Origin of the sequence: Mesorhizobium sp. M7A.F.Ca.CA.001.08.2.1 (genome assembly GCF_003998455.1) — a bacterium.
GTDB lineage: Bacteria > Pseudomonadota > Alphaproteobacteria > Rhizobiales > Rhizobiaceae > Mesorhizobium > Mesorhizobium ciceri.
In genome coordinates this window covers 1-13,444 of record NZ_RZPW01000075.1, presented here as the reverse complement: position 1 = coordinate 13,444, position 13,444 = coordinate 1, and the positions used below count along the sequence as shown (strand labels likewise).

The window sequence follows — 13,444 nt, the reverse complement described above, 5'->3', positions numbered from 1 at the left end:
TCGCCATTTTCGATGGCGAGCCGATGGCAGGCTACAGATCGATCGGAATGTCGCTATGGGATCTCAAACGGTCCGCCGATTGGAGATCGCCGGCGTCTGATGGGCCTGTCGCGGTACAGTTCCCATCGGATTTCTGGGTGATTGGGCTTGGCCATCTCGGCCAGGCTTTCCTATGGACGATCGGGCTGCTGCCTTTTGCCGATCCGTCAATTGTCCGCATGTTCCTTCAGGACGTCGACCGGGTCGGGCCGTCGACCGAGAGCACATCCGTTCTCACTTTCGCTACAGACACTGGGCGGCTGAAGACCCGCATCTGCGCTGACTGGGCTGAGGCCCGCGGTTTCCAGTCCAGGATGGTCGAGCGGAGGTTCGCTTCCGATCTGCGTGTTGGCCACGACGAACCCCTGCTGGCGCTTTGCGGCGTGGACAACCCCCAGGCGCGAGCTATCCTCGAAGGCGCGGGCTTTGCAACGGTTTTCGAGGCCGGCCTCGGTAGCGGCGTGGGAGATTTCCGCCTGATCAGGACTCATAGTTTCCCAGCGCCAAACAAGGCGCTCGGCATCTGGACCGACGGCCCGGAAGTGGACGAGGCGGGGCCTCAAGGAAATGCGCCCGTTGCCCTAGCTGGGCTCCCGCCTGCTTATAAGGATCTCCATGATCGCGGCGGCCTCGACGAATGCGGCCTGACGCGGTTGGGACAAGTGGCGGTAGGCGCTCCCTTTGTCGGTATGATTGCTGCTGCCGTCCTGATTTCACAAACGATCCGTATGGTCGCCGATGGTGTTCGCCCCACCGTTGCCAATTTGGATCTCAGGGCACTAGAGCATCGCAGCCTCGTGCTGCGCGAAGCTCGTGACATCGTTCTGTTTGGCACCGCCGGATCGGCCTCAACAGGATGTCCGCCCAGTCGAGATACAAGTTCCCCCGCCTTTTCTCAAAACCTTTGAATTTTCGAAGATCAGCCAGGCGATATCTGGCTGTCTCGTCGACCTCCTCGAGCAAGAACGTTGCCGCGCTCCTGGCGATCTCGAAATCCCTGACCGAAATCATCCATTGGCGTACGCGATGTTAGATTTTTTTCGGGGATGCTCATGACGCGCCTCGTTGGAACGATTTTGGAGCTTGGCACGGCGTCAGAGTCTGGTGATCATGGCAAGGGCATTGTTTGCAAACTGAACCCATCGTCTTTCTGCATCTTGATTTGGACTCGGCGGCAGGGTCAAGCGAAGGCCAAAGCTGAGGTTCCGGAGAAGACATGACCGAAGGCCCGTCTCTTAAGAGCGTGCTCGTGCAAGGATCGCTGGCCTAAGCCATCCGGCCAACAAGTAAGTCCCGACAGGGCACCTTTTTTCGCAGCCGGACGAAACTCCGTTCGGAAATGTGCCGGCTCGCGCGGCGTAGGAGCCTGCTCAGGTTCAGATGTCATGAAGGCACCTAACGCCCGATCTGCCGCGCAACTTCGGTCCCATATTCATTGCCGACGGGGTATCTGAGGGCGACGTTTTTTTGCGGGTTTTTCCTGGTCGGCGCTTTGGAGGTGATGCTGGCGCCGATTGTCACAGGCTACTTCACTATCTGTTCCTTGACCGATGAGATCTTTTGCACTGCGGCGCTCCCCGTCTTTGTTGTGGGTCACCTTCTGACCCAAGCCCCAACGTACACACGCGGGAGTGTCCTACAAGCCGTCGGTTTCGACAGATCGGATGGATTGGGCAGGCGAGCCCAAAAGCCGCGAGCTTAGAGTGGTTATAAATCGTAGTTGTAGCTGTGTAACAAACTGTGTAACAAAAAGCGCGAAAAGATTAGTATTTTCAGTATCATATGGGTGAAAAGGAATCCCTCCCTCTCCGCCATTCAATCCCGAGAAAACCGGACATTTCCTGGGCCGCCTGCCGCATATCCGCAGCAGGACAAAGCCGCCCAAGCCGGGACACTCTGGCCTTCGCGGAGGCCGTAAAGCTTCGGCGATGGGCAGGCCCATCCGGCATCTCCGCACATCGCTTCTGTCCGCAAGCGCAGCCATGCCGCTTTACCAGCCGCTTTAGCCCAAATGGGGAAGAGGCCCGGCCCACGATCTCGTAACGGTTGGTTCGCCGAACCCAGTTAGGAGACCACGATGCGCAAAGCCTCTCTCGCCATCGCAGCTTTCTTCAGCCTTGCCACTGTTGCATAGGCATGCGTGTCGATGGACGGCAACGTCGTCGTGAACAACTGCAATTATCGCGTCATCGGAAATTACAAAGGCTCGGATGGCAGTTGGGGTGGCTTCGGACCCATCCGCGCGGGCGGCCGTGAGGCAATTTCCAAAAGGCGCGATGCCGGCTGGGACATCAGCTATTGCAACTACGATTCCTGGGTGGCAGGCACATGTCGGCCGAAGGATCCCAGGCAGATGTAAGCTTTCAAGCACGTCCCTTCGCGCGCTTGGCCCTTTGCCGACGATGTGGCCGGCATCGTACGCCTGCCACTCTGTCGGCGCACGATAAATCCGTTACTGCTCCTTCTTGAACAGGTCCTGGAAGATCAGCTGGCCCCAAGTGCGGCCGCGTGCGTGCACCAGCGTGCCGCCCTCGTTGAGCTTCCCCAGCTTGACCGGTGCGAACCCGAGTTGTCTGGCCAAGGCCGCCACGGGAGCGATCGCGTCCTCGTCGTCGCTCGACAGAAAGACGACCCGGTGCCCGCCCTCGACGATCGGATCGGCAGCCAGGGTGGCCGCAATCAGGTGATTGAAGCCTTTGACGAGCTTGGCGCCGGTGAACGCCTTCGCGACGAAGGCGGAGGACGGCAGACCGTCCAGCTCTTCGGGGACTGGAAACACGTTCGTCGCGTCGATGATCGTCTTGCCTTCCCAGCTTGGCAGCGCCTTCGCGACATCCGGGTGCGATTCAAAGCGGACAGCCAAAAAGATGATGTCCGCCTTGACGGCGTCCGCCAGTGTTTTCGGGATGATCGTGGGTCCGATCGCGGCCGCGTCGGATGCAAAGCTTTCCGGGTCGCGCGTGGTTGCCACGGACACTTCGAGGCCCTTGCGGGCAAATGCCTTGGCAAGAGCCTGGCCGATCTTGCCGAAGCCGATAATTGCGTAGCTCATGTATACTCTCCTTCAGTTTACCAGGCCCTGCGGGCTCGGGATATCGAATGGAATGAACGGCGGGGCGTAGCGGGTCAGATTTGCGCCAAGCCCCCGTCGACGGCGACCTCGCTGGCAGTCATGAAGCTGCTGTCGGGCGACGCGAGAAACGCAGCCGCCGCCCCGATCTCCGCTGGATCGGCCATACGCTGAAGCGGATTCATCGAGGCGAAGACCTTCAAGCCCTCCTCGCCTATCGCTGCCTTCGCGAGTTCGGTCGCCGTCGGCCCGGGCGACAGCACGTTTACCCGGATGCCGGTGCCTTTCAAGTCTTCCGCCCAGGTCCGCGCGAGGTTGCGCACGGCCGCCTTGCTCGCGCTATAGACGCTGAATGCGGGCGCGCCCGTGGTGCCGGCGCTCGATCCGGTCAGGATAATCGAACCGCCCTCGCCCATCAGCGGCAGCGCCTTCTGGACCGTGAAGATCGTACCCTTCACATTGGTGTTGAAGGTTTCGTCAATGTGCTCGGCGGTGAGCTTGCCGAGCGGAAGCAGGCTTCCCACCCCGGCGTTGGCGAAGATGATGTCGAGGCTTCCGCGCTCGGCCTTCACCGCCGCGTAGAGCCGATCAAGGTCGGCCTCATCCGAGACCGAGCCCTTCACCGCGCGGGCATTGGGCCCGAGCTCGGCCACAGCGGCGTCTAGCGCTTCCTGCCGGCGGCCGAAGATGAAGACGAAGGCGCCCTCCTCGATGAAGCGCTTTGCAGCGGCGAGGCCGATGCCGGTGGCACCACCCGTTATAACCGCAACCTTACCGTCCAGTTTTCCCATGACTTAATCCTTCCAGGCTCTGTCTTTGGTCGTTCGGGGACGCCCCGAGAACCTCTAGATGGGCCCGCCGGGGTCGCGCGGTGAGTGCGGAAGCGCGCACATCGGTGGTGCAGAATCGATCCGCTTTCAGGATTGACGCCAGCCCGCGACGATCCGTGTCCGCCGTTCGGAATAGCGTCGCCCTTGTCGACACAAGCCACGATATCCCGCCCCTACTGCTGTAGGATGTGTTAGATACGGGCTTTGGAAGGCGCACCGCGCGGTGCCGGATTGCACCATGATCGACTGGGATGACGTTCGCTACTTTCTAGCCGTCGCACGCGGAGGCTCGGTGCGGGCTGCCGGCGCGCGGCTCGGGGTGAATCACTCGACCGTGCTGCGACGCATCGCACAGCTTGAGGAACGCCTCGGGGCGCAAATGTTCGAAAAGCTGCCTTCGGGCTACCGCCTGACCGCTGCGGGCGAGGAGGTCCTCGAGCTCGCGAACCAGATGGAAGCGTCGTCGCACCAGCTGGAGACGCGCGTCTTCGGGCGCGACCAGAGCGTACGCGGACTTCTGCGGGTGACGCTGGCACCGCCCCTCGCGACGCACCTGCTCATGCCGGACTTCGCCGATTTCGCGCACCTGCATCCAGACATCGAGATGGAAATCCTGTCGTCCGGCGAACTGGCAAATCTGACCAACCGAGAGGCCGACGTGGCGATCCGCGTCGTCTACGACCGCAAAACCCTGCCGCTCAATCTTCACGGCCTGAAGGGAGCGGAGGTGTTTGGCGGCGTCTACATGTCCCGCGACCGCCTGGCCGCGTGGCGTGCGGGCGCACCTGATCCCATCCGGTGGATCGTCATAAGCGTTCATGGAATTCCAGAGTGGGCCAGCGCGGGTGAGGTTGGCACCACGGGAGTTCCATTCAGGATCACGGACGCCGAAGCGCAGATCGTTGCCGTACGGCAAGGTCTCGGGATCACGACACTGCCGTGCTTCGTCGGAGATGCCGACCCCCTGCTGGTGAGGGTGCCGGGCACCGACCTGCACCTGTACGGAACGCTCTGGCTTCTCACACATGGGGAGACACGCAAGACGAAGCGCGTGCGGCTCTTCACTGAGTTCGTATCCCGCAGGCTCGCCGCCCACGCTCCGCTTCTCGCGGGACTGTTCATATCGCGCGACTGACGCCCGGCGGGTCGCCCGCGACGCTTGCAGTGGATAGGTGCCTGCAAGCGGACAGCGGCATCTATTGCGGTTGCAAATGCTCGGCCATGAAGTCGATGCACGCCTCAGTCTGGGCCTGATCTGTCGACCGGCCGGCCAGAAAACGTTGAACTAATCGGTCCCTGGGGGGCATGGGCGGTGGAGGAATGGGCGGCGGCGGCACAGGAGGTTTCGGAACGGATGCCTTCTCCGAAGATCCCTCTGCTTCACGGCGCGTGACCAGTCGCTGATCTGACCTCAGGCCGCCTCACCCGACCGGTGCTCGGCAATCGCACTCAGAAAAACCTGGCCGAATTCCTTGAGCTTTGCCGCCCCAACCCCATTCACTTCGGCGAAGGCGTCGAGATCGTGCGGGCGGCGCTCGGCCATGTCGATCAGCGTACGATCCGAGAACACCACATAGGCCGGCACCTGGCGCTCCTTGGCGAGCCGCAGGCGCAAGGATTTGAGCGCGGCCAGTAGCCCGGTGTCCACAGCCGATTGCCCGAGATCCTGCCCGGAGCGCATCTTGCCGCGCAAGGCGCGGCTGCGTACCTCGACACGATAATGGAACGGCACCTCGCCACGGCCAAGCGCATGACCCTTTTCGGCGATGGCGAGGCCGCCATGACCGGCCGGATCCGGCATCAGGAACCCGCCGGCGACGAGTTGCCGGATCAGCGATAGCCAGAAATCCTTCTTGTGCGCCAGACCGCTGCCGAAACTCGTGAGCCTCTGGTGGTTCCTGGCAAGCACCTTCTCGGTTTCATGGCCGAGCAGGATGTCGATGATATGGCCGGCACCGAAACGCTCACCGCTCTGGGCGATCGCCGTCAGGATGATCCGACCCTCGGCTCCGCCATCGGCGCGCGGTGCCTGGTCGAGGCAGGTGTCGCAATTGCCGCAAGGCTGCGCTTCCTCGCCGAAATAGCCGAGCAGCACCTGGCGGCGGCACTGCGCCGTCTCGCAATAGCCTATCAGCGTGTCGAGCCGGCCATGCGAGCGCCTCTTGTGCTCGGGCGGCGCATCCTCGTCGTCGATGAACATCCTGCGCATGCGGATATCGCCCAGGCCGAACAGCATATGCGCCTCGGCGTCCCGCCCATCGCGGCCGGCGCGGCCTATCTCCTGGTAGTAGGCCTCCAGGCTGCCCGGCATGTCGGTGTGGAAGACATAGGCGACGTCAGGCTTGTCGATGCCCATGCCGAAGGCGATGGTCGCCACCATGACGACGCCGGACAAGGTCATGAAGCTGTTCTGGTTGGCGTCACGCGCCTCCTTGCTCATGCCGGCATGATAGGCGAGCGCGGTGACACCGTTCTTCTCGAGGAAGGCCGCCATCTCCTCCGTCTTCTTGCGCGACAGGCAATAGACGATGCCGCTTCGGCCGGGATGGCGCTCGACGAAGCGCAGCAATTGCCGCTTGCTGTCCTGCTTGGCCTCGATGGCAAGCTTGATGTTCGGCCTGTCGAAGCCCAGCACCAGGGTCTCGACGCGCTCGGCAAACAGCCGGGATTCGATGTCGGTGCGCGTGCCTTCGTCCGCCGTCGCCGTCAGCGCGATGACCGGCACGCTGGGAAAGATGCCGCGCAGACGCGACAGGTCCTCGTATTCGCGCCGGAACGCCGGCCCCCATTGCGAAATGCAATGCGCCTCGTCGACGGCGATCAGGCTGATATCGAGCCTGGCCAGCGCCTCGAGCATGCGCTCAGTCATCAACCGCTCCGGCGCGAGATAGAGCAGGCGCGTCTGGCCCGAGGCGACGCGACGCCATGCGGCGATATTGGCATCGCGGTCGATCGAGGAATTGATCGTATCGGCGGCCACGCCGGCCAGCCGCAAGGCGGCGACCTGATCCTGCATCAGCGCCACCAGCGGCGAGACGACAATGGTGAGCCCGCCCAGGACAAGCGCCGGCACCTGGTAGCAAAGCGATTTGCCCGCACCAGTCGGCATCACAGCCAGCACATGACGCCCGGCCAGCAGCGCGTCCATGACATCGGCCTGCCCGGGGCGAAAATCATCGAAGCCGAACACGTCCTTGAGCACGCGCCGCTTGGGATCCAGCTCTTCTGTCGCGAGGGCCGCCGGTGCCTGCATCACCGCGCGTCCACGGTCGGCGTGCTTATTGGCATGTCATAGCCGAACTCGGCGCAGAAACGTTGGACGCGGGCGAGAAATGCCGGGGGCAGGCCGCCGAGATAGGTCCTGAATTCTTCATTCCGTTCCCATTTTCTCAACGAAGCCACCCGGATCAGATTGTCCGGGTCCTCGCTGAAACGAATGCGCGGTGTCAGTCCGAATGACTGCGCGATTCTGTCCTGCTGCGCATCGGGCGCGCCGATCATGTCTTCGTAGCGGACGAAAAGGATCTGCCGGTGCGGTTGTGCCTTCTTCAGCCGGATCAGCGCGTCGTATTCGGTCAGCCAGCGTTGCGGCGTGACGTGGAACCGACGCTGGTTGCGTGTTTGCGGATGCGAACTTGTCAGCGTGTCGAATGGATGGCGCATGCAATAGATCAAGCCGATGGAGGTCGGTAGCTTCGCCAGATGCGCAAAACCGCGCGCATCGCGCTTGACGACGAGGTTCGATTCCGGCCGGTCCAACATGTCCAGCATTGCGTATCGCGCTTCGGGCGGATGGACGAAAATGTCCTCGAAACACCTCATCAGCCGCTGTGTCAGCGTCGTCCCGCTGCGTGCGCAGCCCGAAATGAAAATTCTGTTGGCGGGCGTCGCGCGTGCATATCTGCGTCTTTGCATGCGCTGTCTCAGAGACAGCGGCACGAACCGCAGGAACTCAAGCCTGTGAGCGCCCTTCATCCGCAATTCCGCTGGGCCGCGCGGCGCGGAACGCGCCGCTTGGGGTCCATGGCCAAGATGCTCGTCGCCGATATCAGCATCAGGCGGACACCGGGCTGGAATTTCGTAGACTGGAGAGGATGTGGAAACCGGTCAAGACGACTCTCTGGCGTGACGCTTTGGAGTAGCGCAGCCGTCATCCAACCACAACGCCCCCTTTGCAGGAACCTGTCGTTGATGCGGCCATCGGCGCCTGCCAGCCGGATGCCGTGCACATCCGAAAGCGGCTTCCCCTAGGACACCTGCACCCCCGCTGGATTCCGCCACGCACCACGATGTAAGCTCCGTCCGGCAAGCCAGGGAGGGCGTGATGCTGCAGACCAGACAGAATGTTCTCGGCGAGCGGTTCCACCTGCAGCGCGCCGCCTTCGAGGCGCAGCCTTTCCCCAACTTTGACGTTCGCAAGGATCGCCTCAAACGCCTGCTCGCGCTGACCGAGCGGCATGAAGCCGACATCTGCACCGCCATAGACACCGACTTTGGCGGCCGTTCCGCGCATGAGACGCGTCTTGCGGAACTGTTCGTCGTACGCGCCGGCATCCGCCACGCGCTGTCGCACCTCAGGGGCTGGATGCGCGAACGCCGCGTTGCCACCACCATGCCGTTCCTGCCCGGCAGAAATCGCCTCATCCCGCAGCCGCTCGGTGTCATCGGCATCGTGTCGCCCTGGAATTATCCTTTCCAGCTCGCCGTCGCGCCGGTCATCGCGGCACTCGCGGCCGGCAACCGCGTGCTCATCAAACCTTCCGAATTGACGCCGGCATTTTCCGCGCTGCTGGCCAAACTCGTTGCCGAGCATTTCGCAGCCGATGAGCTCAGCGTCATCAGCGGCGATGCGGAGATGGGAAAGGCCTTCGTGTCGATGCCTTTCGATCATTTGCTGTTCACCGGCTCGACCGCGGTTGGACGCCAGGTCGCGATCGCCGCGGCCGCCAATCTGACCCCGGTCACGCTCGAACTGGGCGGCAAGTCGCCGGCAATCTTCGATCCGTCATGCGACCTCGACGCGGCAGTATCGAGCATTGCCTACGGTAAGCTGTTGAATGCCGGGCAGACCTGTATCGCGCCGGATTACCTTCTGGTGCCGAAGGGGCAAGCAGGCACGGTCGCTGCCAGGCTCGCAACGGCGATCGCGAAGCTCTACCCGACCCTGCGCGACAACCCCGACTATACCGCCATCATCAGCGATCGGCACCACCAGCGCCTGCGCGACATGGTCACTGAAGCGCGTGACGCCGGCGCCGATATCACCGAAATCAACCCGGCCCACGAGGAACTCGGCGCCACCAGCCGGAAACTACCGCCGACCCTGGTCCGCAATGCCGGCTCCAACCTGCGGCTGATGCGCGAAGAGATCTTTGGGCCGGTGCTGCCCATCGTAGAATACACCGGGATCGACGAGGCGATCGCCCATGTGAACGGGGCCGACCGCCCGCTGGCACTCTACTGGTTCGGCCGCGACAGCGGCAACCGTCAACGCATCCTGCACGAGACAATTGCCGGCGGCGTCACCGTCAACGACTGCATGCTGCATCTGGTACAGGAAAACCAGCCCTTCGGCGGCGTCGGCGCCAGCGGCATGGGCGCCTATCACGGCGAATGGGGATTTCGCACCTTCAGCAAGGAGAAACCGGTTTTCATGCAGTCGCGGCTGAGCGCGGGAAGCCTGCTGCGCCCGCCCTACGGCAAGACGTTCGAACGGCTTTTCAGCCTCCTGCGGCACATCACCTGACCGACCGAGCTACGCAGCCCCGGTGCATTAAGACTATCTTCACCACGGTGCGGCAGGGTCCTCATCCTGCGGTGATGTCTTGAGTACCGCGGCGCCACAAGCGCCCAGGCAACAGACCCGCGCCTCCTTTGAGGTGCGGGTCATTCCACACACGACTCGATCTTCTACCCGCCTGCCAGCCACCTACCACCCGAAACACCGCGCTATGCATATGGCCGGACGCCGACGCTAGCAGGAAACGCGGCGGCGTCGCCAATATCGCTCACTTAACCCGGCGGCTGCCTGGATACGTGCCGCGATCGCGGCGGCGCGAGATGACCAAATTCGTTGACGAGTGCGCCTCCTTGATATCAAGGAATCCTGTGGAGTGTCGATCGCAGCGCTGTGTTGCTAGGGGTCCGGAATGCGAGTGGCTATTTTAGGTGGGGGGCTTCAAGGCTGCTGCGCAGCTCTAGCTTTGGGCGAGCGAGGCATGGACGTAGTCCTTTTCGATAGAAACGATGCGATTCTCAGTCGAACAGCTGTCGCGAACGAGGGGAAGATCCATCTTGGATACATGTATGCGGGTGACCCGTCCCTATCGACAGCTCGGATCATGATGAAGGGTGCTCTCGCCTTCGCACCGTTCATGCATCGGCACCTAGGCATAGAGACGCACGCCTTAGCAACCTCGGTTCCCGCGGCTTACGTCGTCCATCGAGACAGCCAACATTCGGCCCAAGCGGTTGAGGATTATCTCCGGGACGTTCATGAGTTGATTGTGAAAGCATCAACTGGACGCGAGTTCGACTACTTCGGATTGGATATTTCAGCGCCTCCGCGAGCATGGACCAGCAGCGAGCGGGATACAAGATTCAACCCGGACGCAGCGCTTGCAGCTTTCGACACGCCGGAAGTCGCCATCAATCCGGTAGCGTTGGCATCGGTCCTTAGGAGAGCAATTGCCGACCATCGCCGCATCGAAGTGCGTCACGGACATCAGGTTTCAAAGGTTGACAGCGTCGATGATAGGTTGTGCGTTACGAGTGAGAAGGCTGGTTTCGTTCAAGTAGATGCTTTCGATCACGTAGTGAACGCTCTTTGGGACGGGCGTTTGGCGATTGATGCGACAATGGGGCTGAAACCGACACGGCCTTGGCTTCATCGCTTAAAATACGGAATCAGCTTCACCTTGCCGGACGGACTTGAGCGTCCTCCCAGTGCGACCTTTGTCTCTGGACCATTCGGGGAAGTGGTCAGTTATCCTGATCGGCTGACATATCTTACCTGGTACCCGGAATGCATCCATGGGTATTCAACCGAGGTGACGCCGCCGGTCTGGGATACCTTTCCGCCAGAGCCGCTCCGCACAAAAATCCTCACACGAACAATTGCCGCCATGACGGAGATCGTCCCCTCGCTAGCCGCAGTCGATGCGGCGAACTTGCCGGATGCCTTGGTCAAAGGTGGACTTATCGTTGCTTGGGGCGAAACGGACATCTACGATACCAACAGCGAACTGCATCAACGATATCAGATTGGAATTACTTCGAAGGACAAATATCACTCAATAGATCCAGGCAAACTCACCATGGCACCATATTTTGCCGACCAGTGTGCGACCAGGATAGCGGGTGACGTCTGAACACCTCAAAGGATCGCGAATGAAACGTTTGACGCCGACAATTACGGTAGGGATGCCCGTATATAACGGTACGAAATACATCGAGGGAGCACTCAAATGTCTTCAGCAACAGACTTTCCGTGACTTCGAGGTCATAATTTCAGTCGACGGAAACGACCTCGCAACGGCCGAGAAATGCCGGCCATTCCTCGACGACAATCGGTTTAGAATGATTGTCCATCAAGAACGGCTCGACTGGTTTGGAAATCTTAACTGGTTGCTGAAACAGCCACTCGGCGAGTTCTTCTGCTATCGTCAGCACGACGACACAACCACAGCGGACTTCTTCGAAAGATTGGTTCGTACCGCCTGGGAAAAGCCAGATGCGGCGGCCGTTTACGCCGACTGTAAATGGATGGGTGGACGGACCGGTATGGATATAGCCGCGTCGATCGAGGGGGACACACTTCACCGCCTCCGGCAGCACATTGAGCAAAAGGAGCCTATGGCCGTGCGGGGTCTGCTCCGTCGCGACGCCATCAGGCAGGCCGGGCTCATTCGAGCCGATGAGTATCGTGGGCTTTCCGAAATATTTGTATGGTTGGCAAAGGTCTTGCGGTGGGGCAGTTTCATTCGGATTCCGGAGACGCTCTACTATCGCCTGGACCATGAAGAAAACTATCACAAACAGTGGTTTGAATGGCCCGATGAGCGCAAACGCGGGTCCTGGACCACGTTATACACCGGGCTTCTTGAGGCTGTAATGCCGGTCTGTAGCACCGCTGAAGAGCGTTTCTTTTTCCACCAGTTTATCCTTGATCGGATTGCTGTTATCAGGCCAAATCAGAGCTATCACTATTTGGCACATTCACCTCACGCAGGTGGCTCGCTTATGATCGAATGCCTTCAACGCCTTGCGACCGAAGGGAGCATGCATCTTTTGGAACTCCCTGCCATCCTGCAATCCAATGAATACGATCGGGCGCTCTCTGCTGAGATCAAAACGCTAAGAGAAAAGAACTCCAAACTGGAAGCCGATCTTTTAGCCTTCCGGCGTGAACAGATGAGGCCAAGAGAAAAAATTCGCCGTTTCTTTGGAATCCGCTAACCGGGCAACCGAAACCCAAGAGAGCAGCACGAGCGGGCACGCGTGGCGCTGGCGCGCTCAGACGAGGAAATCGGCCCGGTGCGGCGTAAAGCTGTCGACCAGCCGCCCCGCTTCCAGCGCCTTGACACCGTGCATCAGGCCCGACGGCACGATGAAGCTCCCGCCCGTCCCAACGATTTCGCTCCGGCCGTCGATGGTCACCTCGAAGCGGCCTTCGGCGACGTAGCTTGCCTGGACATGCGGGTGCGAATGCAGGGCGCCGACGCCACCCTTGTCGAAGCCGAATTCGACCAGCATCAGCTCGTCGGTGTGCAGGAGAACGCGTCGCCTGTTGCCGTCCGGCGTTGTCGTCCAGGCGCCCTCGCCGGCATGCGCGAAAATCTTCGGCTTCGTCATCGTTGTCTCCTCAGAGCAATTCCAGGAAAAGTGTGAAACGGTTTTCCGTCCGGAATTGCGTTAAAACAATGAGATAGCGCGGTTCAGCGTTTCCGCGAAACGACGAACCACGCTAGCGCGCCAGCCAGCCGCCATCCACCGGCACCACCGCGCCATGCATATAGTTGGACGCCGGCGCCAGCAGGAAGACGGCGGCGTCGCCAATGTCGCCCGCCTCGCCCCAGCGGCCGGCCGGGATACGCGCCAAGATGGCGGCGCTGCGGTCGGGATCGGCGCGCAGCGCCTGCGTGTTGTTGGTTTCGATATAGCCTGGCGCGATAGCGTTGACGTTGATGCCTTTTTGCGCCCATTCGCAGGCAAGCAGCCGGGTGATGCCCAGCACGCCATGCTTCGAGGCGGTGTAGGACGCCACGCGAATGCCGCCCTGGAAGCTCAGCACCGAGGCAATGTTGACGATCTTGCCTTTCCGCTCAGCGGCCAAGGCACGCATGGCAAAGCTTTGGCAGAGCAAAAAAACCGCCTTCAGATTGACATCCATGACGTCGTCCCAATCGGCCTCGCTGAGATCGACGGCATCGGCGCGCCGGATGATGCCGGCATTGTTGACCAGCCCGTCGAGCGGGCCGCTTTCGTCCCAGACGCGGTCGAGCAA

The 13,444-nt window shown here is 61.3% G+C and carries 11 protein-coding genes; 5 read left to right on the top strand and 6 right to left on the bottom strand.

The genetic code is table 11. The features are described from left to right. Nucleotides 1-947: hypothetical protein (locus tag EN914_RS07200; RefSeq protein WP_206527186.1), on the top strand; the 947-nt coding region annotated here is incomplete at its 5' end. A 1,544-nt stretch (nt 948-2,491) separates the two neighbouring features. Here EN914_RS07200 and EN914_RS07190 read toward each other — a convergent pair. Together EN914_RS07190 and EN914_RS07185 are read right to left on the bottom strand one after the other, a co-directional pair. Then, the gene (locus EN914_RS07190; protein ID WP_013529054.1) at nt 2,492-3,091 is read right to left on the bottom strand and encodes an NADPH-dependent F420 reductase; all 600 of its coding nucleotides are present in this window, start codon (nt 3,089-3,091) and stop codon (nt 2,492-2,494) included. A 74-nt stretch (nt 3,092-3,165) separates the two neighbouring features. Beyond that, nucleotides 3,166-3,900 carry an SDR family NAD(P)-dependent oxidoreductase gene (locus tag EN914_RS07185; protein ID WP_024504244.1) on the bottom strand — a complete coding sequence of 245 codons (735 nt, stop codon included), beginning with the start codon at nt 3,898-3,900 and terminating at the stop codon, nt 3,166-3,168. Nucleotides 3,901-4,177: 277 nt separating this feature from the next. Here EN914_RS07185 and EN914_RS07180 point away from each other — a divergent pair, with 277 nt between their 5' ends. Beyond that, nucleotides 4,178-5,074 (top strand): LysR family transcriptional regulator, encoded by an 897-nt coding sequence (locus tag EN914_RS07180; protein WP_024504243.1) that lies wholly within the window; start codon nt 4,178-4,180, stop codon nt 5,072-5,074. A gap of 276 nt (nt 5,075-5,350) precedes the next feature. On the opposite strand, the gene recQ is transcribed toward EN914_RS07180, so the two are convergent. Both recQ and EN914_RS07170 read right to left on the bottom strand, forming a co-directional pair. Next, a complete protein-coding gene (gene recQ, locus EN914_RS07175) occupies nt 5,351-7,192 on the bottom strand; it encodes a DNA helicase RecQ (RefSeq protein WP_024504242.1) in 1,842 nt (613 codons plus the stop codon). After that, nucleotides 7,192-7,854: a sulfotransferase gene (locus tag EN914_RS07170; protein ID WP_245462019.1), complete on the bottom strand. Its 663-nt coding sequence runs from the start codon at nt 7,852-7,854 to the stop codon at nt 7,192-7,194. Before EN914_RS07170 ends, recQ begins: the two co-directional genes overlap by 1 nt. A gap of 409 nt (nt 7,855-8,263) precedes the next feature. Between EN914_RS07170 and EN914_RS07165 the strand changes: the two genes are divergently transcribed. From EN914_RS07165 to EN914_RS07155, 3 genes are all read left to right on the top strand, one after another. Next, on the top strand, nt 8,264-9,685 hold the full coding sequence (locus EN914_RS07165) for a coniferyl aldehyde dehydrogenase (RefSeq protein WP_024504240.1): 1,422 nt from the start codon (nt 8,264-8,266) through the stop codon (nt 9,683-9,685). A gap of 403 nt (nt 9,686-10,088) precedes the next feature. Further along, the gene (locus EN914_RS07160; RefSeq protein ID WP_081714346.1) at nt 10,089-11,309 is read left to right on the top strand and encodes an FAD-dependent oxidoreductase; all 1,221 of its coding nucleotides are present in this window, start codon (nt 10,089-10,091) and stop codon (nt 11,307-11,309) included. Between the two features lie 19 nt (nt 11,310-11,328). Further along, complete coding sequence (locus EN914_RS07155) at nt 11,329-12,396, top strand: glycosyltransferase family 2 protein (protein WP_081714345.1); 1,068 nt, start codon at nt 11,329-11,331, stop codon at nt 12,394-12,396. Between the two features lie 57 nt (nt 12,397-12,453). On the opposite strand, the gene EN914_RS07150 is transcribed toward EN914_RS07155, so the two are convergent. After that, nucleotides 12,454-12,792, bottom strand: a complete 339-nt coding sequence (locus tag EN914_RS07150; RefSeq protein ID WP_024504237.1) for a cupin domain-containing protein — start codon at nt 12,790-12,792, stop codon at nt 12,454-12,456. Between the two features lie 112 nt (nt 12,793-12,904). Then, nucleotides 12,905-13,444: SDR family oxidoreductase (locus EN914_RS07145; protein WP_127389033.1), on the bottom strand; the 540-nt coding region annotated here is incomplete at its 5' end.

What these genes read in the sequence shown, in the direction of transcription:
- EN914_RS07190 (WP_013529054.1), bottom strand. Translation starts at nt 3,091, where the DNA reads ATGAGCTACGCAATTATCGGCTTCGGCAAGATCGGCCAGGCTCTTGCC.
- EN914_RS07185 (WP_024504244.1), bottom strand. Translation starts at nt 3,900, where the DNA reads ATGGGAAAACTGGACGGTAAGGTTGCGGTTATAACGGGTGGTGCCACC.
- EN914_RS07180 (WP_024504243.1), top strand. Translation starts at nt 4,178, where the DNA reads ATGATCGACTGGGATGACGTTCGCTACTTTCTAGCCGTCGCACGCGGA.
- recQ (WP_024504242.1), bottom strand. Translation starts at nt 7,192, where the DNA reads ATGCAGGCACCGGCGGCCCTCGCGACAGAAGAGCTGGATCCCAAGCGG.
- EN914_RS07170 (WP_245462019.1), bottom strand. Translation starts at nt 7,854, where the DNA reads ATGCAAAGACGCAGATATGCACGCGCGACGCCCGCCAACAGAATTTTC.
- EN914_RS07165 (WP_024504240.1), top strand. Translation starts at nt 8,264, where the DNA reads ATGCTGCAGACCAGACAGAATGTTCTCGGCGAGCGGTTCCACCTGCAG.
- EN914_RS07160 (WP_081714346.1), top strand. Translation starts at nt 10,089, where the DNA reads ATGCGAGTGGCTATTTTAGGTGGGGGGCTTCAAGGCTGCTGCGCAGCT.
- EN914_RS07155 (WP_081714345.1), top strand. Translation starts at nt 11,329, where the DNA reads ATGAAACGTTTGACGCCGACAATTACGGTAGGGATGCCCGTATATAAC.
- EN914_RS07150 (WP_024504237.1), bottom strand. Translation starts at nt 12,792, where the DNA reads ATGACGAAGCCGAAGATTTTCGCGCATGCCGGCGAGGGCGCCTGGACG.